Origin of the sequence: Chryseosolibacter histidinae (genome assembly GCF_018598225.1) — a bacterium.
GTDB lineage: Bacteria > Bacteroidota > Bacteroidia > Cytophagales > Cyclobacteriaceae > Chryseosolibacter > Chryseosolibacter histidini.
This window is the reverse complement of record NZ_JAHESF010000002.1, coordinates 118893-141551: the sequence shown is the minus strand read 5'-3', so window position 1 is coordinate 141551 and position 22659 is coordinate 118893. Positions and strand designations below refer to the sequence as shown.

The window sequence follows — 22659 nt, the reverse complement described above, 5'->3', positions numbered from 1 at the left end:
TGACAATAATCGGGTTAGTTACATATGAAGGAGGCTCGCGTATGCGGCCTCTTTTCTTGTTGCCAGTTACCAGTTCAGGGAAGCGTTGGCAATGACGATCGGGCTAACGATCTCCTGGATTAGAACTCAGTATATAAAATTTACACGGCACGAAACTGGCAACCGGTAACCGGCAACCAATTCAAAACACTAACTTCCATCATGAAACTCTCCCTTCTTTTTCTACTCGCTCTATCATGCTTCACCACTTACTCCCAAACCTACCAATTCAAACAAGGTCTCGCGGCGGGGCAGTGCCACCGTTACGGGCGGGAAGCTATCATTGCTGATCAGCTCGCATGGCAACGCCTCACCGGTGCGTTGAAAAAGCCTATGGCCGGCGACGTGCTGATGACAAACAGCGAAGGCAAACAGATCACCTGGAAAACTGTGACCGCCGACAGCACCGGGCGTTTCAGAGGAGATGCCCTGGCAAACGGATATCTTTATCTCACCTACGAAGCTGACCGCAAGCAGGCCATGTTGCTGAACATTTCCGGCGACGCTATGTGCTATGTAAATGGAGCGCCACGCGGCGGCGACATTTACGGAGACGGATGGATGAACCTGCCCGTACAAATAAAAAAAGGCTTGAACGAGATCATCGTCCGGTGCACCGGTTCAGCACGGTGGCAGGGCGTGTCTGCACGACTATCGTTGCCTGAAAAAACTGCCATGATCTCCACTGACGATGCCACACTTCCGCATGTTGTTGTAGGCCAAACAGCGGATGCGCTGCTCGGAGCCGTTGTAGTGATCAACACCACTGCCAAGCCACTCACGGGCCTTACCCTCACGGCAACACTGGAAGGTCAGACGTTGTCTTCCGATGTTCCCGTGATCGCTGCCATGACCCTGCGCAAGGTGCCATTCCGTATTAATGCATCAGGAGTTAAGACCAAACAAACTTATACCTGTGCACTACAGCTCAGGCAAAAAGGAAAATTGCTGGATGAGAAGAACATTTCGATCGACGCTGTTGAATCACACGATCATCACAGTTATACGTTTGTCAGCAACATCGATGGAAGTGTTCAATACTACAGCGTTGCTCCGCAGATGAGTACCGGTAACGGACAACCCGCCATGTTCCTCTCGGTGCACGGTGCCGGTGTTCAGGCCATCGGTCAGGCCCGCGCATACAAACCCAAAGACTGGGGTGTGCTGGTGGCGCCGACCAACCGGAGACCTCGTGGCTTCAACTGGGAAGACTGGGGACGCCTCGACGCGCTAGAAGTGTTTGAGCTCGCCAGGAAAAAATTCAATCCCGATCCACAGAAGATCTACCTTACCGGTCACTCCATGGGCGGACACGGCACGTGGTACCTCGGCGCAACATACCCAGGTAAATGGGCTGCCATCGCGCCTTGTGCCGGATATCCGACACTGACCGGTTATGGATCGGCCGACGGAAAAATACCGGAGAGCGGCGCCACCGAAGTTGAAAAACTTTTGTTGAGAGCAGGTAATGCCAGCAACGTGATCGAGCTTGCGCGCAACTACAGATCGCTCGGCGTTTACATTCACCATGGCGATAGCGACAAGGTTGTGCCTGTTACCTACGCCCAGCAGATGCGCAAAGTGCTTGGTGAGTTTCATAAAGATTTCAGCTACTACGAATATCCCGGTGGCAGCCATTGGTTCGGCAACGAGAGTGTGGACTGGCTTCCCATCTTCGATTATTTCAGGTGGCACCACATTCAACCAGACAGCGCCGTGCACGTGATCGACTTCACCACCGCCAACCCCGCCATATCGTCACAATACCGCTGGGCCTCTGTATTGCAGCAGCAACGTGCGCTGGAGTTCAGTCGCCTTCAACTGAAGCGTGACAGGAAAAGAAAAACCATCACAGGTACCACAGCGAATGTTTCCATTCTCGGCCTGAGCTTCGGCGATTTCAGCAAAGGTGATACGATCACCATCATAATTGATCAGGAGAAGCCCGTGAAATATGTAGTGACCGCGCCGGAAGACAATCTTTACCTGCACAAAGACAGGCAGTGGCAACGCGGTGAGAAACCTTCCGTCTCGCATAAAGGAGTGGACCGCAACGGTACTTTTAAAGAAGCATTCAATCATCGTATGATCTTCGTCTATGGAACCACGGGCGATCAGAACGAGAACGCCTGGGCTTACAACAAAGCCCGCTACGATGCGGAGATCTGGTACTATCGCGGTAACGGTGCCGTAGACATGGTTGCCGATAAGGATTTTAATGCTGACATTTACAAAGACCGGGGCGTGGTGCTGTATGGTAATGCCACTACCAACGCAGCCTGGAAAAAATTACTGGGCAATTGCCCGATCCAGGTGAAGCGTGGAAGTGTGAAGGCAGGAGCGCAACAGTTTGAAGGGAATAACCTTGGCGTCTATTTCACCTGGCCCCGTGCAGGAAGCAACATTGCTTCGGTGGCGGTGGTGAGTGGAACAGGATTGCAGGGTATGCGCACAGCGGAGGCTAACCAGTACTTTGCTGCAGGAAGCGGTTTCCCTGACTACATGATCTTCTCCACCGAGATGCTGCGGAATGGTGCGGCAGGAGTGAAGCTTGCCGGTTTCTATGGTAACGACTGGAGCCTGGAAAATGGCACATCGGCAACCAACAAGTAAGAACCATATTCTGACCATACGAATGACCAGTAACCGACCGCTGATCACCATTGCCCTGATCGCACTCCCTGTTTTAATGATGCAATGCAATTCCAAACATGAAACTGCCGCGGAGTCGCAGCCGCGGGATTCCGTGACGGTAATTGCTGAAGATTTTATTTTTGGCGATGACCGCCCCTTCCCGCAATGCCACGCTTCTACCGTGTTGCCCGTTGCCGGCGGATCATTCCTGGTTGCGTGGTTTGGTGGCACGCACGAGAAGCATGACGATGTAGGCATCTGGCTTTCGAAGGGCACACCCGGAAAGTGGTCGGCACCCCGTGAGGTTGCCAAGCTCAGGGAAGACCCGCACTGGAACCCGGTGTTGTTCAGGAAAGATTCTAACGAAGTTATTCTCTATTTCAAGGTGGGCAAGACCATCGACGAATGGGAGACGTGGTATATGACGTCGCGTGACAATGGTGAAACATGGTCTGAAGCAAAAGAGCTCGTGGCTGGCGATAGAGGTGGAAGAGGCCCGGTACGCAACAAGCCGCTACTGTTATCGAACGGAGTTTTGCTGGCGCCTGCATCCAATGAGAAGAAAGGCGTGTGGAATGCATTTGTCGATCGCAGTGAGGACGGAGGCACCACGTGGACGGCCAGCGCATTCGTGCCGCTCAATCGTGATTCCTTTCCGGGAGAAGGAGTGATCCAGCCCGCGCTCTGGGAATCGCAGCCAAGCCGAGTGCACATGTTGCTGCGCAGCTCCGCAGGCGTGATCTGCCGCAGCGATTCTGAAGATTATGGCAAAACATGGTCACCGGTTTACAAAACTTCGCTACCCAATCCCAACAGCGGCATCGATCTTACCAGGCTTTCTAATGGAACCCTGGTGCTGATCTTTAACAGGGATAGCACCAACTGGGGCGCGCGCCATCCCATATCACTGGCGGTTTCAAAAGACAACGGCAAAACGTGGCCCCTGATCACTGATCTTGAGAAGGGCAGCGGCGAAGACGAGTTCTCCTATCCGTCGGTGGTTTCGCTTGGTGACACCGTTGCGTTGACCTATACCTGGAAACGGCAAAGGATTGCTTTCCGGATGGCGAGGATTGATTACGTCCATAGTCCATAGTCGATGGTCCATGGCATTTGGGTGTGAGCTTCACTGCACCCCTTACCATCCACTAGACCATTAACAATACTATCAGGATTAGCATTAGCCGGCTATGGACCATGGACCATCGACCATGGACTACTACAACTTTCCCATTGTCCAGTTCACGGTCCTTCATTATATTGAGCATAAATGAACAAAACACCCGTCATCGAGATCAACGGTGTAAGCAAGTCTTTCAAAGATGTGAAAGCTGTTAACCACCTGAGCCTTACTATCTATGAAGGAGAGTATGTGGCGTTGCTCGGCCCCAATGGCGCAGGCAAGACCACGTTGATCGAGATGATCGAAGGCATTCAGAAGCCTGACGAGGGGAGTATCGCCATCCTGGGCATGAGTTGGAAAACGCATGCGCAAAAGCTGCATCGTGCCATCGGTCTGTCGCTTCAGGAAACACGGTTCATAGACAAGATCACCACGGAAGAAACGCTGAACCTGTTTGGCAGCTTTTACGGACTGGGGCAGCGGCGTACGGAAGAGATCCTCGACCTTGTGAACCTGAAGGAAAAACGGAAAGCTTATACCGTAACACTCTCCGGCGGGCAGAAGCAGCGGCTGGCATTAGGCATTGCGTTGCTGAACAATCCTAAAATACTGTTGCTGGATGAGCCGACCACCGGGTTGGACCCCGCGGCCAGGCGTGAGATCTGGAAGATCCTTGAAAAGCTTCGCAGTGACCTGGGCACTACTATGATCCTCACCACGCACTACATGGAAGAGGCAGAAGTATTGTGCGAAAGGATCCTGATCATGGACAAGGGTCAGTTCATTGCGCAGGGCACTTTATCGGAGCTCAATGCAAAGCACGGCGAGGGTGACCTCATCGAGATCAGCTTCGGCAACAATTTCGATATTGAGGCGCTGGGGCTCTCGGGCATCAAAAAGCTGAACTGGATTGCGCCGCACACCAAAGTGCAGATCTTTGTGGATAACATCGCCGAGGTGCTGCCCGCCGTCATCAATTCGGCAAAGACGAAGAACATCAAGATAGAGGAGCTGTTATCGCGCAAGATGACGCTCGATGACCTTTTTATTTCCATGACCGGACGACACCTCCATGACTAAAAGCCTTTACCAACTCATTCTCGTTCACTTCAAAACGTTCTTTCGGGAGCCTGGTATTCTCTTCTGGGCCATTCTTTTTCCTATTCTGATGGCGTGGGTGCTGGGCGTTGCTTTTTCGAATAAAAGTGAAACACTGCAAACCGTTTATGTTATCGGTGCTGCGGCTCCTGAGCAGATCACGGGTGAGAAAATTTTTGGCACGGAGACGGGCAATCCATTCAGGATCAGGTTCAGGGAAGCAGCTGAAGAAGAAGCTGTACGTGCCATCAAACGCGGCATCATTGCATTATACGTTGAAGTGAGAGGGAGTTCGCTCGTTTATCATTTCGATCCTCACAACCCTGACGCACAGCTCCTGCACCTGGTGCTTGACCGGGGCATGTCCGGTATCCGCAGCAATGGTTCCATCGAAGCGCTGCAGGCAAAAGGCACCCGTTATATCGACTTCCTCATCCCGGGCCTCATCGCGTTAGGCATTATGAATGCATGCCTTTGGGGAATAGGATGGACATTGATCGAGACCCGCATGAAGAAGCTGATGCGCCGGATGGTGGCCACGCCGATGAAACTGTCGGTTTTCCTCAGCTCGCATATCATTACCCGTATCATCCTCGGCGGCGTTGAAACCCTGCTGCTGTTCGTGTTTGCATGGCTTTATTTCGGCACCACCATCACCGGAAGTGTTCCTGCTTTCATCGTTTTGTTCGTGGCGGGTGTGCTTGCCTTTGCAGGCATCGGTATACTTACAGCATCAAGAACCGCTAAAACAGAGATCGGCAACGGACTGATCAACGCCGTCACGCTCACGATGATGATCCTTTCAGGTGTCTTTTTCAACTATCACAATTTTCCCGATTGGACCATTCCCGTGATCCAGGCGTTACCCCTTACCGTACTGGCCGATGCGATCCGCGCCATATTCATAGAGGGTGCGGGCTTCGCTGAAATGATCAAGCCCATCGCTATATTGTTGGCAACAGGCCTTGTCACCTTCACCGTAGGCCTTCGTATTTTCAAATGGTACTAAGGATGCCATCCTTTAAAAGCGCACCTGAAGTATAGATGCTGACGATAGCACATACCTTCTTTTGGATCAGCGCATTACTCCTCACAACATACATTGCAGGTTCAAAACATCAGGAAAACGCGAAAGCCGGTTAAAGAACCAGGATGCATTTCAAAGAATAAAGCCGTACGGTGGCATGTTTTTATTTGTTGCTTTGTCATGGTTAAGACCACACTTTTTTTATCTATGCGTCACGGAAGCATTTTAATCCTCTTCATTGCTGGTTTGTTCCTGATGAGCTGCGGCTCAGACGAGCTGTCGCGCCTGCGTGCTGAAAATGCGGAGCTGCGTAAGGCATTGGAAGAATATCAACCCGAGATCGAGGCTATGCGCAATATGAATGCATGGCTGGATTCTATTGATGTCAACCGTCACTCAACGCATGACGACGACAGCAAAAGCTCACCCGCGCCCCGCGCAGTTTCCTCCAGGCTGCAGGATGTTAACCGTTATGTGATTACTTCGGAGAAGAAGCTTACCCGCTTTGAGGACTCACTGCACCAGTCAAAGCGAACCCTTTCCCGTTACGAGGTGATGATCGGTGAGATGGAGCATGAGGTCGTTCTTCGCGATGAATACATCGAAGATCTGAAGGCATCACTATCCGTCTATCAGGCAGCTCACAGGTCGCTCACACAAAATACTATGATCCGGCAAGATTCCCTTGCGGCGATGCACGAAGAGCTTGCATTGCTTCAGGCAAAAATGGACGGTCTCCTGGCCCACCTCCGGTTAAAAGAAGGTGACGCCATATATGCCAAAGGTAAGGCAGCAGAAGAAGTGGTAAAAAGGTCGAGAGCAACCGTTGCCCAAAAACGCGATGGATACCGTGAGGCGCTTGAAGTTTTCAAAAAAGCGTTTTCGCTGGGTAACCAGGAAGCAGCTGACAGCATTGCAGAGCTGGAATGGAGACTGCTCACCGATCCGGAGCTTTATTTAGGAAAGCCTACCAGCTTTAATCAGGTCAGGAATGAATTTCAGCACGCTCCTGGGTGATCTCCTGCGGCAGCTCGATCACAAAAGTGGCACCCTTGCCCCAGGTACTTTCAACCTTGATCGAACCTTTGATCTTCTCTACAAGTGATTTAACGATTGATAGCCCCAGGCCGGTTGAGCTTTCTCCGCCTGTAGGCCGCGCCGAAAGCTTTTTGAATTTGCGGAAGAGGTGAGGAAGGTCGTCGGGATGAAAACCCTGCCCTTCATCCTGGATCACGATCTTCACAGTTTCACGTTGCTTCAATATCCTCACGTAGATGTTGCGGCCCGCCGGTGAAAATTTAATGGCGTTGGTAATGATATTGTCCAGGATCCGGTCGAGATAGCTGGCATCGGTTTTAATGGAGGCCTCCGTCTCGTACTCAAAGAACATCTTGAGATCTTTTTTATCGAGCTGATGTGTATAATGGCCCAGCAGTGATGATACATAGTGTGTGAGTGAAATCTCGGTGATGTTGAGCGCTTCACTGTTCTCGTACTGGTTGATGTCGAGCAGGTCGCGGATCAGTCCATTGCCATCTTTGCACACCTTTTGAATGATGGTGATGATCTCTTTTTCTTCGGTGCTGAGGTGGCTGTTGAACGCCAGGATCTGGGTGAGGCCGGCAATCCTGTTCAGCGGACTTCTCAGGTCATGTGCCACCACACCGATCAAACCATCTTTTTCGCGGTGAAGGTCTTCCAACGTTTCATTTTTCTGCGCCAGCATCCTGTTCTGGTCTTCAACCTTGTCCATGAGCTTTTTCAGTGCTGCATATGCGTCGGAGATCTTTTCGTTTTGCGCCGTGAGCACCTTAGAATGCCGCGACTTCACATACACCCAATAAAGGATACCTATGATGATGGCCGTCAGGAACGTCACCGATACCCAGAGCAGCTTCCGGTTGCCTGACAACTTCGCCTCTTCAAGCTTTTTGGCTTCGCTCAGCAGGATGATCTCTTTATCCTTCTTTTCACTTTCGTATAGCTCCCGCATCTGCAGCACCTGGCGGCTCTTGCTTTCATTGAAGAGGCTGTCGTTCAGCGCTGAATATTTTTTGAACCATTGATATGCTTCTCTATAGTTGCCCCGTGCTGAATCGAGCTTGGAGTGAAAGAGATAGGCTTTCTCCAGCTCCAGCATCGAGCCCGTAATTTTGGCCGTAACCTGCGCACGGTCCATGTGCACCGAAGCCTTTTTTATATCGCCGATCTTGAGATAGAGCTCCGTAGCGCCGATCAGGGCTTTCACCAGGGCCTCATTACTTTTTATTTGCTCCGCGATGCGGATGGCATGCTCGTAGTGGGTGGCGGCATTCGAATAGTCATGCAGGTTTTTGTATGAATAGCCCAGGTTACTGTGCGCGAGCGATTGCCCGCGTTTTTCATCGATCTGCCGGTAAATGACCAGCGCGCTATCAAGGTAATGAACTGCTTCTCTGTAGTGCTGAAGGTTCATGTGCGCTTCGCCTACATTCAGCATGCCTACCGCGATGGACTGCGTGTGCTGAAGCTCCTTCATGGTTTTGAGGTACCGCAGAAAATACTTCAGCGCCTCATCGTATTGTAAAATATCGATGTATACAACACCGATGTTGTTCAGGGTGGAGGCGTAGTATAGTTTGTCGTTGAGCTTTTCGCAGGTCTTCAGCGACATCAGATAATACTCCAACGCCGTTTCATAGCTGCCCTTTTTCAGGTAGGTAACGCCTGTACTGTTTTGGATCTTGAACAGGATGGCATCGTCAGGGTATTCTTCAATAATGCCGAGCGCGATCTTGTAGTGCTCCAGCGCTTTATCATACTGTGCAAGGTAATCGTAGGCCTGGCCGGTATACACGTGGCTGTTGGCAAGGCTCCTGTAATTATTGATGGCCGCAAAAGAAGCGCGGGCGTTTCCAAAGTGACGCAGGGCGCTGTCGTATTTTCCTCTCCGAAGTTGGGTGTGGCCCGATGCGAGCCATGCAATGCCTTCGCCTTTTTGAAAGCCCAGTGTTCTTGAGAGGCTCCGGGCACGTTGGGCGTAATCCAACGCTTCATCATAGTTGCCAGACCAGTAGAGGTGACGGCTCAACTGTACCATGTTATTCACCAGCAGCGTGTCCTCATTGTTGTGCTGACTGATCAGCGCTTTAAGGCTGTCGATCTTGTTTTGCTGTGCGCGTAAAGGTGAAGGGGAGAGGAGTGAAAATGCAACGATGAGTGAACAAACAATGCAACGCAAAAGAAAAAAAACATCTCGCAACATGACCCTTTATCTCTGTTTTTAAACTTATATGATCAGCCCCAAAGTGTTCAAAATCCACCGGCCTTTTTGTGTCACTTACCGGCCAACGCTATGGATGTATGGTTTGGTCAAAATATTTGAAAAAGTATTCTGTAGAGGGGAAATCTTTGTTCAATGCACTAAGACGTGAATACGGTTCTGCGGGGGAAAAGGTTTACCAGGATTGGAGGATTTGGTGGATTGACAGGATAGGCTCATCACATCATACGTTTTAATGATCTTTTTTTGTTGAGAGATACCACCTGATACGGCATGCGCTCCCGGTTTTCAGTGATGGCTAACAATTATTCGTAATTCTTCGAGTCAGGTTCCCGGCTCCTTTGTGTGGGTGCTTAAGAATGAGTAATATTCGTTGTTGAAGCAATCTGTATGAGAAAAATATTAGCGGCATTCATTCGATGGGTCCGGAGATTTATCAGGGAAACATTGCATGTACAGGACGAGAACCTGCCTTACTATGTTACCATTGCCGTGGCCATCGTGCTCTTTGTCATCGGCCTGAATGCTTTTGTAGAGCTCACAGACGAGCTGGTTGAAAACGAGCTCGAATCTTTCGACCGGTCCGTCACCGCCTGGGTGGTATCTTTCAGAAGCGATTCGCTGACACCTTTTTTCCGGTTCATGACCGAGATGGGCGACGTCATCGGCTACATCGTGATATCCGTTGCCATCGCCGCGTACTTTTACTTACGGCACCGCAGCTGGCGTTTCATTGTGCAGACATTACTTGTACTTTTATTATCTACGGTTTGCAACGTTGTGCTGAAGCGCTTCATCAACAGGGCGCGACCCACGGCAGAACATCTCGTGTCGGTGAACACGCTCAGCTACCCCAGTGGCCATTCCATGAGCGCCATGGCGTTCTACGGTTTTCTGATCTACCTCTGCTTTCAGATGACCATGCACCGTGTAGTGCGAACGTTGCTGGTGATTGGTTTGGTTTTTATGATCCTTTCCATCGGCCTGAGCCGGATCTACCTCGGTGTTCACTTTCCTTCGGATGTAGCGGCGGGTTACATCGGAGGTTTTATCTGGATCACGTTTTGTGTGGTGATCTTTAATGTGATCGATCTGTTACGGGGGAGGAGGGCGAACTAGGTCGCTTTGATGTCAGATCAAAGTACTGCTGTGCCGGAGTCTCTGAAGGCGTCTTCTGCCAGGGCTTTTCCGTCTTCGTCTGTGATAATAACATCCACTTTGGAAGCAGCACAGATGAAGAATGCCTCACCGGTATTTATTCTTTCGTGTGGGGTAAGGGCCACCACTTTTTTGGAAACGCCGACAATAGCTTTTTTTACTTCACTTTCCTCGTAGTTTATGGTGGTGACGCCGATGCTGGGATGGATGCTGCATATTCCCATAAAGAAAATATCGGCGCGCACCTTATTGAAAAAGCTGATGGTATCATGCCCCATGGAGGTGAATGCGGTTTTATTGAGCCTTCCGCCGGCAAACAGAACTTCAATGGCCGGATGCGATTCCAGTATGTTTACTACCGGAAAGCTGTTTGTAACCACGGTGATGTTGAGATCAGGCGGAAGCATGCTCGCGATGGCCATAGCCGTTGTACCGCCATCGAAAGCCACCACCTGGCCGTTGTGCATCAGCTTCAAAGCTTTCTCTGCGATGATCTTTTTTACATCGCTCAGGTAATTCAACCGGTCTGAAAATTTGTGAGGTGTTGGTGAATGCGGCACCGCGCCGCCACGCACGGCCTTTAGCAATCCCTGGTCTGTGAGCTCCTTAAGGTCTCTCCTCACGGTGTATTCCGAAACATCCAGCGCTTTACTTAAGGTTTTAAGTGTCACCTTCTGGTCTTTCGAAAGTCTGTCAAGGATGATCTGAAAGCGTTCTTCTTTCAACATAAACGAGCAATATTTTGCAATATAATGCAAAATAATCACGCTGAATGCCAAATAGTTGGAATTTATTAAGCGATATTTTGACATATTTTGCGATATTGAATTACATTTATTGCAAAATATAGCAAATATGAGCTTATCTGAACGGGAAATACATGTTGGCGCACCGGATATGCGGCAGCATTTTCGGCAGGACATAAAAAATGCTCCTGCGCACGCGGCTGTTCTGTTTAATCGCATCGCAGTCAGCGCCATTTTCTTCATGCACGGGCTCACTTTTGCCAGCTGGGCTTCGAGGATCCCTACAATCCAGGAAAATTTACGTTTGAGCGCCTCCGAGCTGGGGGGTGTACTTTTCGGGTTGCCTGTTGGCTTCTTCATTTCTCTTCCATTCGCCGGATGGCTTATCGCGAAGCTGCAAAGTAAACGGGTTGTTGTGGCCGCATCGGTATCGTATGGCATTTCCCTGGTGGGCATTGGTATGATGTCGAGTGCATTTGGACTTTTTGTTTCCCTGTTCGCCTTCGGTTTCTTTGCCAACCTTCTGAACATTTCAATCAACACGCAGGCAGTAGCCGTGGAGAGTCTGTATAAGAAGAAGATCATGGCGTCGTTTCACGGCTTGTGGAGCCTGGCGGGTTTTGCAGGAGCTGCGCTCGGAACGTGGATGATCAACCATTCAGTTTCGCCATTGTACCACTTTGGTATCATCTGCATCACATTCGTCATCGTTAACACGGCATGTGCTTTCCACCTGGTGAGTAAAGATGACGCCGGGGGAGAAAAGCGTCCGATCTTTGCAATGCCTGACAGAACGCTGCTGGGATTAGGGTTCATTGCATTCTGCTCGATGATGGTGGAGGGCGCCATGTTCGATTGGAGTGGTCTCTATTTTATGCAGGTGATCCAGGTAGATCCGGGGCTCACCGGTTTTGGTTATGCCACGTTTATGGTGGCGATGGCCGGAATGCGCTTTGCGGCAGATAGCTTCTCGAACAAAGTTGGCCTGAAGAAGATCCTCCAGGTGAGCGGTGCGCGGGCCACGACGGGGTTGCTGGTGGCGGTTGTCTTTCCGCAGATGATGCCTTCGCTGGCCGGTTTCTTTCTCATCGGCATGGGTGTGTCGTCCGTTGTTCCCATGGTGTACAGCGCCGCAGGAAGATCGAGATCCGTTTCGTCAGGCACGGCATTGACAGCAGTTTCTTCTATGGGATTTGTCGGTTTGCTGATCGGGCCTCCCATCATCGGATTCATCGCCGAAGCAAGTGACCTCAGGATCTCATTTCTTACACTCTCGCTCATGTCAGTGGCGGTTGTTATCCTGGCCTCGCGACTTCCGGCACCGTCCAACCTCGATCGATAAAAATGAAGACGTCCAATACCGCTGGATGATTGCTGAAAATTCATCTGAGGCAGTGCAATGCTCGAATGCGCGTGACGTTGTGTTGCCGCGCTGGCGTAAGGTACTGCCCGGGCTGGCGCAAGTCTTCAGCCTGTGTGAGGGCATGCGGGAGACTTGTGCCCGGTTATTATCAAGTCTTCAGACTTGAAAGTTTGTATTGACGAAGCCTTCATTCTTACCTATCTTGTATATAAACATAACCCTCTCTCCATGAGCCGCAAATACAAGATACGCGATCAGGGCGCTTTGTACTTTGTTACATTTACCGTTATCCATTGGCTTGACGTATTTACACGAAAGGAATACCGCGACATATTTCTCGATAGTATACGCTATTGCCAGAAACATAAGGGGCTGGAAGTTTGGGCATACTGTATCATGAGCAGCCATGTGCACATGGTCATCGGAAGAAATGGCGACCCCAATCTTGAGCACATCGTAAGGGATATTAAGAAATTCACGTCTTTCAAGATCATCGAGGCAATCAAAGAACACCCACAAGAAAGTAGAAAAGATCTATTCGTCTGGCTGTTTGAAAGGGCTGGCAGGGCAAATAACAATAATAAGCGTTATCAATTTTGGCAACAGCATAGTCATCCAATTGAATTGAATACCGATGAAAAGATCGATCAGAGGTTGGACTATATTCACAACAATCCTGTGAAGGCGGGTATTGTTTTGTCACCGGAAGATTATTTGTATAGCAGTGCTGTAAATTATGCGGGATTGCCGGAGACGTTAATTGATGTGATGCTGATGTAGCGCTATCAGTCTGAAGACTGACATTGTAATGGGCACAAGTCTCGCTCGCGCGCCGGCCTTCGCGGGAAGACTTGCGCCAGTCCGTTGAGTCTAAGGCAAACTTGCCTGGAGCAAGTCTTCAGGCTGGTGTGAGGGTACATGGGAGACTTGCGACAGCCGGGTATGGCGAAGGTTTTAATTGCTTAGAAAAAGCCGCAACCCTTTGAGAGTTTTAACCCTCAAAGGGTTTTGAATACGGTTTACGTTACTGCACAAAACGACTCACCACATCTGAATACACCAGCGTAGGATCTGCACCAACACCAGCTACACGAAATACGTATTCCTTACCACTGGTGAGGCCATGAACAATATAGGTTCGTGCAGTGGATCCTCGCGAAATCCACTGTGCTTCGTCACCGGCGGGAGCTGTAGTGTATTCAAACATGTAGCTTCCCGCACCTGCTACCTTATCGATGCTCAGCTTGATGCTGCCGGGGTTGGGGCCGTTCATTACCTTCAGATTCTCCGGCTTTACAAGCGTTCCGATAGGACTATTAGGCTTGCGTGACCGGAAGCCTGAGCTCAATAGTATTGCAAGATCATTTTGGCAATTTGCTTGCACGTACAGTGCAAGAGCGTTGAGCAGCGTTTCCACTTTATTGCGTTTTTCATTTTTGATAACAATTTTTTCCGCAGTCCTGCTTTCAGCCTGTGACAAGGCGTCTCTATATGCTGTGAGCGCTGTTGTGACATCGGCCAGGGCAGGAGTGGGTGTGGGGTAATTTTCATTACCCGTCATATTATCAATAATGGTTTGTGCGGGTAGCAAGTTCGGCGTCGCGCGACTTTGAGAAACCAGTAACAACTTTAATTGTTGGCATAATTGAAACATTTTTAAGTTTTACATAGAAACCAAAGCATGCTTTATGTCAGCAACTAACGTAATACCTGGTGAATATTTTTAGTCAAAAGGATTTTTGTCAGGAAAACCAGACAAGAAACATGTCAGGTTTTCCTGACAAAAAATTAAAATGCCTTCTTTGTGATGTCTGGTTTTTCAGAAAGACGCGACTTCACTAACCACAAAGACCTGACTGTTTTCTTTAGGAAATAGTGTACTTAGAAGAAGATCATCGGCATTTTCTTATGAAGTCGGTGGATTTTCTTAAGACTTTGGTCCGTTTCCTTAAGAAGATGCCCTATATTCTTAAAGAACTGTGGTGTTGTCTTAAGAATATTTCTCATCGCTTTAAGGAAACACTTCATTTTCATAAGAAGATGCCGAAACTTCTTAAGGAAACGCATCAATTCCTTAAGACTTTGCTTCGTTTCCTTAAGGAAATACTCTAAAGGATCTGAGCGATATCGTAAAGTCACCAGGGAAGGCGCTTATTTTTTTAGCAACTGTGGTGATTAACGAAGGTGAAAGTTTCTTTTTTCCATTCTCCAGGTATGTCATGGCAACGCTCCTGGCGTTGGTGAATAGAAAAAGCCTTATTTCCTCTGGCTCTGTAAACTTTGCACGTTTAAACCAGAGTGCTGAGAACACCTCACTCACCAGCGCTTCTGCCAGCTGCTCTGACTGAAAGTACCGGCACGATACGCGATAGATGGCTGGAGCGTAACGATCATAAATGCAGCGGAACGCCAGACGACTGCCATGTGCGAAGGCATGTACCAGCACACCATTGATGCCGTCACTGGTATTGATCAGCGTTTCCCTGGTTACGGGTTGTGATGTTGTTTGAGCATTCACAAAACCGTTTTTAAACGTAAGAAAAAGATTTAAGACGAATGAAGAGAGGGTCTTGTACATAGGCTATCGATTTGTGTTTTACTGCTTGAGCATACGTGTTCTTCCTGCCTTGAGCAGTTGCTCTGGTTTATCTGCATTTTGCATATGGTCTAGCAGATTATAAACCGCCTTAATATCTTCTCTCAGTACTGGTCCGATAGACTTTAGCTCAATTGTACTGAGAATGCCCAGCAGGCCTTGCTGAAATCGTAATACTTCCTTTTGGCTTGATACGGGGATGATGATCTTGCGGGGAATGTTGGTGGTGGTGTTGAATTCTATCATGGTATTCGGTGGTTGAAAATGTTGCTAATGATTTGCTTTAATGATACAAATATGAAAATGCTGTAAGACAATGTTGAGGGCCTTTTGGCCCACACTTATAGATTTTTAATTACTAATCTGTACGCTCGAAGCTGTGTTCAATACTATACTGCAAGATGTGAGTGATGGTAAGAAAAAAAATGGGGTTATGGCCACATTTAATGTGTATTTTTCCAATACTTTGTATTAGAAAAACAGAATCAGAGAATCCGAGAACATTCAATGACGTGTAGAGCAGCTAAGAAATGATATTTTTCTGCAGAAGATAGCTGAAAGAATAGAGACATTGCGAGTGAACGTCGATGTGACGCAAGAGCAATTTCATAACTATATAGAATTCACTTGAGCGAATTGAGATGGCAGATACCAATATCACTGTGAGTACGTTAGAAACTATTTGTAAATATTTCAAGCTTTCATTACAGGATTTTTTTAAGGGCATGTGAATGCCCACCTGGTGGTTTAAGGAGTATCTTATATCTCTTCGTCTCTTGTCAGTTCAGCATAGGCTTCTATCGCACTTATTATTGCCCGTCTGAAATCCAATATGCTAATTTCCCCCCCAGAAGTAGTGGTTGCAGTATAAAAATCAGAATAATTGTCATTCTCATCCCACGTAACCTTGATTTGGTATCTGTAGGTATTTCCTGACGGCAATTTGCTATAAACAAATTCAGAATTTTCCTTGCCTTCTTTAATGAATTTGTGATTTCTCCAATCCAAAATCAACAACAAATTCGCGAGGAAATAGTTTGAACGCTTATTAATTCTAAATTCTGTTTTGGTAATAGCTTCCACTAAATTATTAATGCCACCAAATAAATGTACTAGGAACTGAAAGACACTGAAAAATGCTATTTGATAGCTTAAAATTCTATTATCGATGCGATGTAACGAAAAGGTTCCGTAGAAATACTCTGCGTTATGAAGTTTTGTCAATGATCTAAGATTTAGAATGTTGGAGAGAATTAAATTCTTTAAAAGAAGAATTAGGAAATTGCGGTCGTTTGAATTATTTGACCACATTGGCATAACATCCTTAGTCTTTATCTGAATTGATTCTACTATAAGTTCTATGGCTTCTGTGACCATTTTACGATTATCAAAATAGAATACTTCTCTGCTGTAGAACTTGTCGATATAACCATTAAATGCGGTATTGGTACCATATTTACTATTGAATAACAAGCGTACGTTATCAATATCACAGGATAAAATTATTCTGTCAAGGCCAAATTTATTGTCATCATTTAGGTCTCGAACATCAAAATGAACTGCAAAAATGTTTATTATTCTGAAAATATGCTCTGGATCAATGCGATCAAGATCATCTACAATTAACACTACTTCTATATCCGCCTGATCAGATTCATGACCCTTGCCTTTAATACTTGCAATTAGCTTAGTAATTAGCTGGGTATAGAAATCATTTTCGTAAACATGACCTTGTTTTTTAGTTAGTTTATCAGAAAAATCCTTGATATGTTTTGCATCATTTATTGTGAGTTCATTTTGTTTTGCGTCAATTTTTTTACTGAGACTGGTAATTAAGTGCTCAAGTGGTTGGAGTATTGACATTACCTTTTTTCCGATTTCTGGAATTGCAGAAATGAAGTTTTTAAAGATTTCAAATTGATCAGCACTATCGAGATATACTAGCGTATTTAATGAAGACACTTCTAACTTATCCAGATCTGGACTATGACCTAGTAGCTCGAAGAGTATGTCATATTTGATCAGTTCAAAAATATCTTCATTCTTGGATACTGAGTAATTGGTTGGATAGATATGTATTGGAATAAATTTAGCGTGCTTATCAAAGAATTTCCTTAGAAAGTAAGTTTTCCCACAACCAAAAATTCCTGAGAAAATTATCCTATCGTTGCCTAGTAGATTTAGGAATTCTTCAAATCTGGCTTTTTCCGTGTCTATAGGTATTTCTAACTTTGAATTAATCATACTCATAAAGGCTTAACCATTTATTTTAACAAAGCGAAGAACGATCAAACCTTCCGCGGCTCGCGATTGAAGTTTTTGACAGACTGGCTATATTATTTTAACATTAATGTTTGCAGTTCCTCCCCCTTAAATTCTTTAAAAAGCGACCTGAATTGATTTTTATATTCCTTATCTTTTTCTAATGAATTAATATTCAGCACATGGTTACAGGCTTCCTTTAACCGTTCGTTAGCAAAGCTCTTTCTTCCATTTTCTTCATATTCAAAATGTGCGACTATTACTGTCATTCCTCTTTTCATCAGCGCTCTGACAAGTGGCACAAAGTCTCCATCTCCCGTTACAAGAATAGCGACGTCCATGATGCCCTCCATGCCTATCTGCAGAATGTCAATCGCCATAGCAACATCAATTCCTTTTTCACCTTGTGATTGGCTCATTGGATGGAATTTCGTTTCAATGCCTGCATGCATCAAATCATGATGCCGATTTCTATCAAGCTTAAGATTTTTTTCGGTTGCTGTAGTCGTAGTAAACAAACCTTGGTACCATGCAGCATAAACGACTTTACAGTCTATGAAGCTTTGGTAGTGTCTTCTGGTATAGTCTTCTATGAGTCTATGAAATGGTTGAAAAGATAGCCAACCAAGTTTGCGCCCATAAAAGTAATTCTGGGCGTAAGTGAAATGTGATCCATCGTAAAATATACCGATTCTGAGTATTCCATCCATATGGTCTATATTAGTTGCACTTATTGCATAATTGAACTTAATTACTTCCTTTTTTTTACATAGGTCTTGTTGCCGTTTTTATTGATGTAGTACTGGCCTCCACGTGGTCCTGTGTGTATAGCTTTGGACTGTGAGTAGCTGCCAGTGTTTGGTGATGTATTGTTGCGGGAGTTACTATAGTCTGTTTGCTGATACTTGTCTTCTTTTGGCAATGGTAACATTTTGATTTTTTTACCATTTGATTGATTTTTGGGGTGGCGATTAATTATGTCTACCGCCTTGGCGTCATATTGAAAAAAGTCTATATACAAATACCCCTGAATGGTTTTATCTACGGCCGATCTAACCTTCAAGTATTTACCACCATCATAATCAACGATTAAAACCGAATCTCGGCTTTTGACTGTTGCTAGCTCCTTTGCATCTATATTTTGTTTTTCTCGGATATACATCACATTGCCATGATTATACACCAGTGAATAGTCTATTGTGTCGTTTAGCGGTTCTTGCGCAATGGCGCCAGCGAGCGGGAATAGAATGAAATAGATGAGCAATTTCATATAGGTTGGGTTAGGGGTGAGGCGAAAAGCAAAGCCCATCCGCCGCACATGCAGTGCATCACGGATGGGCTCCTTATATGAAAGTTAAAAAAAAATGTATCAATCCAAAAAAAACATTTTTGTACTGCCTCAACCCCGCGCTAGCGCAAGTCTTCAGCCTGTGTGAGGGCATGCGGGAGACTTGTGCCCTGTTATTTATCAAGTCTTCAGACTTGAAAGTTTGTATTGACGAAGCCTTCGTTCTTATTTATCTTGTATATAAACATAACCCTCTCTCCATGAGCCGCAAATACAAGATACGCGATCAGGGCGCTTTGTACTTTGTTACATTTACCGTTATCCATTGGCTTGACGTATTTACACGAAAGGAATACCGCGACATATTTCTCGATAGTATACGCTATTGCCAGAAACATAAGGGGCTGGAAGTTTGGGCATACTGTATCATGAGCAGCCATGTGCACATGGTCATCGGAAGAAATGGCGACCCCAATCTTGAGCACATCGTAAGGGATATTAAGAAATTCACGTCTTTCAAGATCATCGAGGCAATCAAAGAACACCCACAAGAAAGTAGAAAAGATCTATTCGTCTGGCTGTTTGAAAGGGCTGGCAGGGCAAATAACAATAATAAGCGTTATCAATTTTGGCAACAGCATAGTCATCCAATTGAATTGAATACCGATGAAAAGATCGATCAGAGGTTGGACTATATTCACAACAATCCTGTGAAGGCGGGTATTGTTTTGTCACCGGAAGATTATTTGTATAGCAGTGCTGTAAATTATGCGGGATTGCCGGAGACGTTAATTGATGTGATGCTGATGTAGCGCTATCAGTCTGAAGACTGACATTATTATGGGCACAAGTCTCGCCGGCGCGCTGAGCCCTTGCTGGAAGACTTGCGCCAGCTTTTGATTACCAGGTCTCACAAATACCCGATATTTTTCAGGCAAGGGAGACAATGAGCGATCCTACATATAAAACACATTGAACTTATGTCCATCCGGATCAGCGAACACAAAACCGTAGTACCCCTCTCCAAACGCTTCTGGTTTTGAAACTACTGTTCCTCCGGCTTGTCGTACTTCCTTTTCCCAATTATTAACCTCTTCCTTAGATTCAGCAGAAAGCGTAAATATAATTTCATTGCCAGCTTTTGTATCAATTATCGGTCCCTTCATGCCGGGTTCAAGTGCATCTTTTAAAAAGAAATGGATGACAAAGTTTTCGTTACCAAAGAAGAAGCTGGTCAGTTCGTCAGACGCTCCGTTATGTTTGAATCCGAGTTGTTTATAGAATTTGCTGGTGCGATCTAAATTCTGAACACTGAAATTGGCCCAGATCTGTTTTGGTTTCATGAACTAAAAAGGTTTTATGGTTAATAGATTTTTTGATATGCTGAATCGCTTGTTCGCGCTGCGTTCTAACACGTCTCAAAGATCATCCATTAGTTTATTAAACAGGCTGGCTATTTGCGAACTTTTCAGGGGGTGTTTCCGCCATTCTCATGAATACTTGCTAAAATAAAGAAAGCTGTCACCACGAGGGTAACAGCTTTCCAGGTATAAGTCGTTTCAAGGCCGAATGGAATCAGATGCCTTCAACAATGAAATTGATACTTTGCTGCCAGTTGATTGGAGCGCCATCTACCGATGATTGAATGTTGTATACCTTCAGTATCTTGTTGGAACCACAATTGTTATACACGGTAAATGACCCAATATCATAAGGAACACCATTGGTTGGATTGACGGGCAGTGTGCCGGATATGAACATCACGTCTGCGCCATAGCACGTTGAGCTTGCATTTTTGAGCTGTATATCGAGCGTGCCGCCTACGGTAGGATCAGAGCTGTCATAGATTGCATAAACGGTTACGGTTGTTCCGGATGAAACAGGGGCGCCCGGATGCAGAATGATGTACCAGCTGCCAATAAACGCATTCTCACCTTCAACGGTTTGCCTGGCATGCGTGGCGGCATCCCACATTTGCAGCACATCATGGCTGAACGAAGGCCTCAGTGAGACAGGCAACGATGCAGAAACACCATAGGCCAATGAAACAGTGGAGCTTGCAATCGTAGCCGCAACTACGAATAGGGTCACAGTTAATTTCCTCATAAAATTTAGGTTTGTTTTTTATTAAAGCTATTGAATGCAGGTGAGATTTCAAATCGCCAGGAAGAGAATTGGTTGCCCGTAACGCCTTTGCTATACGCTATTTTTCCAGTTTTATCGCCCTCCGGCGTATAGCGCTGAGAGATGTATTTAAAAAATGAAAGGGTCTTCCTGTTTAGGAAAGCCCCCTTCATAAAATCGTATATTGATGGCTCCGCTATACTTTAATTACATGTCTTTTATTTGGATAGTAATGTTATGGGGTGCTGTTTCGTCGCCGCCGAAGTAGGGGTAGAGCCGGTAGCCAGAAGCCTTTCCACTGCATGCCCGTGGTAGTTGAACAGTCTTATTGCCAACCTTAAAGACGTATACATTTTCACCAAATGAGATCTCGAAAGTAGCGGACTGATTCAACTTCATCGAATCAACCAGGGCTAATTTCCGTTCACCATTATTGTAAGCATAAGCCCAGATCTCCAGCTTGCCTTCATACCAACGCCAGCCAAACCGCGCACTATTTTCCTGGTGCTGGCTGCCATGGTCAGAAAGACCATACAACTTATTGATATCGCCCTGATTGTTTGCATTTACCGTTTTATAAATGGCAGAGCTATCAAAACTGGCCGTGAAACTGATACGTTCAGCCTGCTCTACAAAGTGTACGCCGTGCGTTGCGCTATGATTGCCAGCTGGTATAGTATAGGCTTTGTCATTCCTTTCGGCAGCGGCGGCGTTTTTCTTGATATTTTCAGCTATTGTTTCATAGCCGTCTATCATTGAGCATGAAGACAGGAAGGTTGCGATGAGAACGAGAGCGATTCCTGAGACAGTGGGTTTTATGAAGGATTTCATTTTTTTGTTGGCTGGTATTGCCTTTCGTGAGTAAATGCAAAACCATGTCTTCCTTCATTTCAACATCTGCCGTCTTGATGTAAGGTTTATGAGGATAAATACTACGTTAGCTGCCTTTCTGATACCTGAGATAATTTCATAAGCCATTTGCTGCCAGTAGCGGCGGAGATAGTTGCTGACATTCCAGGTAGGAAATGTTTAAAAAATGAATTTGCAGCAGCATCATGATCAAATAATCTTATGCATCCCCGACGAAAAGCAGAATAATCTTTAGCTGCTGTAGAGGCAAAACTATAAAGGATGTCCCGGAATGAGAGCAGTAGTTCTATATTGAATCGAACAAACCCTCAAAGGGCTGTTAAGTAAGTGAGTTAAGCCGGTAGCGAAATAGTAGTAGTAGACTTATGGCAATCTATAAACTGTAAACCGCGAGATCTCCTGCCTTGAATGCGTTGACCTAAATCCAAAATATCCCTCAAGTAGTGGTTGCGGATCAGTATATCGAAAATAGCATTCACCATCCACCCAAAAGCTGGTGGTGCTGTTCTGTAAGATGATCTTGATCCTGTATTTTTTGTTAGGCTTCAACAAATGGTTTGCATCCGCGTACTCCTGCAACAACACCCTGTTTCCCTTGCCATCGTATTTTCTAAAACGCGTAGTAGTATTTGAATTTCCACCCATGCCCACGTAGTAGAGCTGTAGCGAATCATATTCTTCGAAAGCACCCTGCCGCGTGAATAGGTTAGTACTTCGTGGATCACGCGCCATCCAGAACTGATTCAGGTCAGAGAGTCTGTCATTCTTATTGCCTTCCACCAGCACGGTGCGGTCATATTCTATTTGTATGTTTCCCCCCAGGCGTTTGTTCAACCACACTGTTACCCCGCCGTTGCTGTCTATCACCAGCTTTCTATCTTTCACATACATCACAGAATCTCCTCCAGGAGCAGCTTCAACAACCCATTCATTCTTATCAATTCTCTTTCTAAAATCAGCTTCATATAGCAGCGACTGCGAAACCGCATCAACCACTCCTAAACAGATCACCACGCCAGTTAGTATTGCTCTCACCAACTTTAAACTTTAAACTTTAAATCTTAAACCT

Annotated in this window: 21 protein-coding genes; 9 read left to right on the top strand and 12 right to left on the bottom strand. The window is 46.3% G+C overall.

Annotation, left to right across the window (positions count from 1 at the left end; all coding sequences use genetic code 11):
- Positions 1 to 201: 201 nt before the first annotated feature.
- From KK083_RS02220 to KK083_RS02200, 5 genes are all read left to right on the top strand, one after another.
- A complete protein-coding gene (locus tag KK083_RS02220; RefSeq protein WP_254160262.1) occupies positions 202 to 2652 on the top strand; it encodes a carboxylesterase family protein in 2451 nt (816 codons plus the stop codon).
- A 22-nt stretch (positions 2653 to 2674) separates the two neighbouring features.
- The gene (locus tag KK083_RS02215; protein WP_254160253.1) at positions 2675 to 3769 is read left to right on the top strand and encodes a sialidase family protein; all 1095 of its coding nucleotides are present in this window, start codon (positions 2675 to 2677) and stop codon (positions 3767 to 3769) included.
- 174 nt (positions 3770 to 3943) lie between these two features.
- Positions 3944 to 4876, top strand: a complete 933-nt coding sequence (locus tag KK083_RS02210) for an ABC transporter ATP-binding protein (protein ID WP_254160251.1) — start codon at positions 3944 to 3946, stop codon at positions 4874 to 4876.
- Positions 4869 to 5903 carry an ABC transporter permease gene (locus tag KK083_RS02205; RefSeq protein WP_254160249.1) on the top strand — a complete coding sequence of 345 codons (1035 nt, stop codon included), beginning with the start codon at positions 4869 to 4871 and terminating at the stop codon, positions 5901 to 5903. Before KK083_RS02210 ends, KK083_RS02205 begins: the two co-directional genes overlap by 8 nt.
- Before the next feature lie 225 nt (positions 5904 to 6128).
- Complete coding sequence (locus tag KK083_RS02200) at positions 6129 to 6938, top strand: hypothetical protein (protein ID WP_254160247.1); 810 nt, start codon at positions 6129 to 6131, stop codon at positions 6936 to 6938.
- Here the strand turns inward: KK083_RS02200 and KK083_RS02195 are convergent.
- The gene (locus tag KK083_RS02195) at positions 6907 to 9165 is read right to left on the bottom strand and encodes an ATP-binding protein (protein ID WP_254160245.1); all 2259 of its coding nucleotides are present in this window, start codon (positions 9163 to 9165) and stop codon (positions 6907 to 6909) included. The two genes, KK083_RS02200 and KK083_RS02195, sit on opposite strands and share 32 nt — an antisense overlap.
- 408 nt (positions 9166 to 9573) lie before the next feature.
- Between KK083_RS02195 and KK083_RS02190 the strand changes: the two genes are divergently transcribed.
- Complete coding sequence (locus KK083_RS02190; protein ID WP_254160243.1) at positions 9574 to 10302, top strand: phosphatase PAP2 family protein; 729 nt, start codon at positions 9574 to 9576, stop codon at positions 10300 to 10302.
- Between the two features lie 17 nt (positions 10303 to 10319).
- On the opposite strand, the gene KK083_RS02185 is transcribed toward KK083_RS02190, so the two are convergent.
- Positions 10320 to 11069, bottom strand: coding sequence for a DeoR/GlpR family DNA-binding transcription regulator (locus tag KK083_RS02185; RefSeq protein ID WP_254160241.1), 750 nt, complete (start codon positions 11067 to 11069; stop codon positions 10320 to 10322).
- A 127-nt stretch (positions 11070 to 11196) separates the two neighbouring features.
- Here KK083_RS02185 and KK083_RS02180 point away from each other — a divergent pair, with 127 nt between their 5' ends.
- Together KK083_RS02180 and KK083_RS02175 are read left to right on the top strand one after the other, a co-directional pair.
- Positions 11197 to 12429: an MFS transporter gene (locus tag KK083_RS02180; RefSeq protein WP_254160239.1), complete on the top strand. Its 1233-nt coding sequence runs from the start codon at positions 11197 to 11199 to the stop codon at positions 12427 to 12429.
- A 249-nt stretch (positions 12430 to 12678) separates the two neighbouring features.
- Positions 12679 to 13230 (top strand): REP-associated tyrosine transposase, encoded by a 552-nt coding sequence (locus KK083_RS02175; RefSeq protein WP_254160237.1) that lies wholly within the window; start codon positions 12679 to 12681, stop codon positions 13228 to 13230.
- Positions 13231 to 13474: 244 nt separating this feature from the next.
- Here KK083_RS02175 and KK083_RS02170 read toward each other — a convergent pair whose 3' ends face one another.
- From KK083_RS02170 to KK083_RS02145, 6 genes are all read right to left on the bottom strand, one after another.
- Positions 13475 to 14011 (bottom strand): fibronectin type III domain-containing protein, encoded by a 537-nt coding sequence (locus tag KK083_RS02170; protein ID WP_254160226.1) that lies wholly within the window; start codon positions 14009 to 14011, stop codon positions 13475 to 13477.
- Positions 14012 to 14545: 534 nt separating this feature from the next.
- Positions 14546 to 15028: an RNA polymerase sigma factor gene (locus KK083_RS02165; protein ID WP_254160224.1), complete on the bottom strand. Its 483-nt coding sequence runs from the start codon at positions 15026 to 15028 to the stop codon at positions 14546 to 14548.
- A gap of 18 nt (positions 15029 to 15046) precedes the next feature.
- Complete coding sequence (locus KK083_RS02160) at positions 15047 to 15292, bottom strand: hypothetical protein (RefSeq protein ID WP_254160222.1); 246 nt, start codon at positions 15290 to 15292, stop codon at positions 15047 to 15049.
- Positions 15293 to 15805: 513 nt separating this feature from the next.
- Positions 15806 to 17290, bottom strand: a complete 1485-nt coding sequence (locus KK083_RS02155; protein ID WP_254160220.1) for a P-loop NTPase fold protein — start codon at positions 17288 to 17290, stop codon at positions 15806 to 15808.
- A gap of 92 nt (positions 17291 to 17382) precedes the next feature.
- Positions 17383 to 18018 carry an NYN domain-containing protein gene (locus KK083_RS02150; protein WP_254160218.1) on the bottom strand — a complete coding sequence of 212 codons (636 nt, stop codon included), beginning with the start codon at positions 18016 to 18018 and terminating at the stop codon, positions 17383 to 17385.
- A gap of 41 nt (positions 18019 to 18059) precedes the next feature.
- Complete coding sequence (locus KK083_RS02145) at positions 18060 to 18578, bottom strand: hypothetical protein (protein WP_254160214.1); 519 nt, start codon at positions 18576 to 18578, stop codon at positions 18060 to 18062.
- 278 nt (positions 18579 to 18856) lie between these two features.
- Here KK083_RS02145 and KK083_RS02140 point away from each other — a divergent pair, with 278 nt between their 5' ends.
- The gene (locus tag KK083_RS02140; RefSeq protein ID WP_254160237.1) at positions 18857 to 19408 is read left to right on the top strand and encodes an REP-associated tyrosine transposase; all 552 of its coding nucleotides are present in this window, start codon (positions 18857 to 18859) and stop codon (positions 19406 to 19408) included.
- Between the two features lie 144 nt (positions 19409 to 19552).
- Here KK083_RS02140 and KK083_RS02135 read toward each other — a convergent pair whose 3' ends face one another.
- The 4 genes from KK083_RS02135 to KK083_RS02120 all read right to left on the bottom strand — a co-directional run bounded on the left by KK083_RS02135 (position 19553) and on the right by KK083_RS02120 (position 22625).
- Entirely contained in the window at positions 19553 to 19939 is a 387-nt protein-coding gene (locus KK083_RS02135) for a VOC family protein (RefSeq protein WP_254160213.1), read from the bottom strand.
- A 232-nt stretch (positions 19940 to 20171) separates the two neighbouring features.
- Positions 20172 to 20702, bottom strand: coding sequence for a hypothetical protein (locus tag KK083_RS02130; RefSeq protein ID WP_254160212.1), 531 nt, complete (start codon positions 20700 to 20702; stop codon positions 20172 to 20174).
- 225 nt (positions 20703 to 20927) lie between these two features.
- Positions 20928 to 21551 (bottom strand): hypothetical protein, encoded by a 624-nt coding sequence (locus tag KK083_RS02125; protein ID WP_254160210.1) that lies wholly within the window; start codon positions 21549 to 21551, stop codon positions 20928 to 20930.
- Between the two features lie 402 nt (positions 21552 to 21953).
- The gene (locus KK083_RS02120) at positions 21954 to 22625 is read right to left on the bottom strand and encodes a DUF6250 domain-containing protein (protein WP_254160208.1); all 672 of its coding nucleotides are present in this window, start codon (positions 22623 to 22625) and stop codon (positions 21954 to 21956) included.
- Between the last annotated feature and the right edge of the window lie 34 nt (positions 22626 to 22659).

Excerpts from the sequence above, each read along its gene's own strand:
- KK083_RS02220 (WP_254160262.1), top strand. The coding sequence starts at position 202 with ATGAAACTCTCCCTTCTTTTTCTACTCGCTCTATCATGCTTCACCACT.
- KK083_RS02215 (WP_254160253.1), top strand. The coding sequence starts at position 2,675 with ATGACCAGTAACCGACCGCTGATCACCATTGCCCTGATCGCACTCCCT.
- KK083_RS02210 (WP_254160251.1), top strand. The coding sequence starts at position 3,944 with ATGAACAAAACACCCGTCATCGAGATCAACGGTGTAAGCAAGTCTTTC.
- KK083_RS02205 (WP_254160249.1), top strand. The coding sequence starts at position 4,869 with ATGACTAAAAGCCTTTACCAACTCATTCTCGTTCACTTCAAAACGTTC.
- KK083_RS02200 (WP_254160247.1), top strand. The coding sequence starts at position 6,129 with ATGCGTCACGGAAGCATTTTAATCCTCTTCATTGCTGGTTTGTTCCTG.
- KK083_RS02195 (WP_254160245.1), bottom strand. The coding sequence starts at position 9,165 with ATGTTGCGAGATGTTTTTTTTCTTTTGCGTTGCATTGTTTGTTCACTC.
- KK083_RS02190 (WP_254160243.1), top strand. The coding sequence starts at position 9,574 with ATGAGAAAAATATTAGCGGCATTCATTCGATGGGTCCGGAGATTTATC.
- KK083_RS02185 (WP_254160241.1), bottom strand. The coding sequence starts at position 11,069 with ATGTTGAAAGAAGAACGCTTTCAGATCATCCTTGACAGACTTTCGAAA.
- KK083_RS02180 (WP_254160239.1), top strand. The coding sequence starts at position 11,197 with ATGAGCTTATCTGAACGGGAAATACATGTTGGCGCACCGGATATGCGG.
- KK083_RS02175 (WP_254160237.1), top strand. The coding sequence starts at position 12,679 with ATGAGCCGCAAATACAAGATACGCGATCAGGGCGCTTTGTACTTTGTT.
- KK083_RS02170 (WP_254160226.1), bottom strand. The coding sequence starts at position 14,011 with ATGACGGGTAATGAAAATTACCCCACACCCACTCCTGCCCTGGCCGAT.
- KK083_RS02165 (WP_254160224.1), bottom strand. The coding sequence starts at position 15,028 with ATGTACAAGACCCTCTCTTCATTCGTCTTAAATCTTTTTCTTACGTTT.
- KK083_RS02160 (WP_254160222.1), bottom strand. The coding sequence starts at position 15,292 with ATGATAGAATTCAACACCACCACCAACATTCCCCGCAAGATCATCATC.
- KK083_RS02155 (WP_254160220.1), bottom strand. The coding sequence starts at position 17,290 with ATGATTAATTCAAAGTTAGAAATACCTATAGACACGGAAAAAGCCAGA.
- KK083_RS02150 (WP_254160218.1), bottom strand. The coding sequence starts at position 18,018 with ATGGATGGAATACTCAGAATCGGTATATTTTACGATGGATCACATTTC.
- KK083_RS02145 (WP_254160214.1), bottom strand. The coding sequence starts at position 18,578 with ATGAAATTGCTCATCTATTTCATTCTATTCCCGCTCGCTGGCGCCATT.
- KK083_RS02140 (WP_254160237.1), top strand. The coding sequence starts at position 18,857 with ATGAGCCGCAAATACAAGATACGCGATCAGGGCGCTTTGTACTTTGTT.
- KK083_RS02135 (WP_254160213.1), bottom strand. The coding sequence starts at position 19,939 with ATGAAACCAAAACAGATCTGGGCCAATTTCAGTGTTCAGAATTTAGAT.
- KK083_RS02130 (WP_254160212.1), bottom strand. The coding sequence starts at position 20,702 with ATGAGGAAATTAACTGTGACCCTATTCGTAGTTGCGGCTACGATTGCA.
- KK083_RS02125 (WP_254160210.1), bottom strand. The coding sequence starts at position 21,551 with ATGAAATCCTTCATAAAACCCACTGTCTCAGGAATCGCTCTCGTTCTC.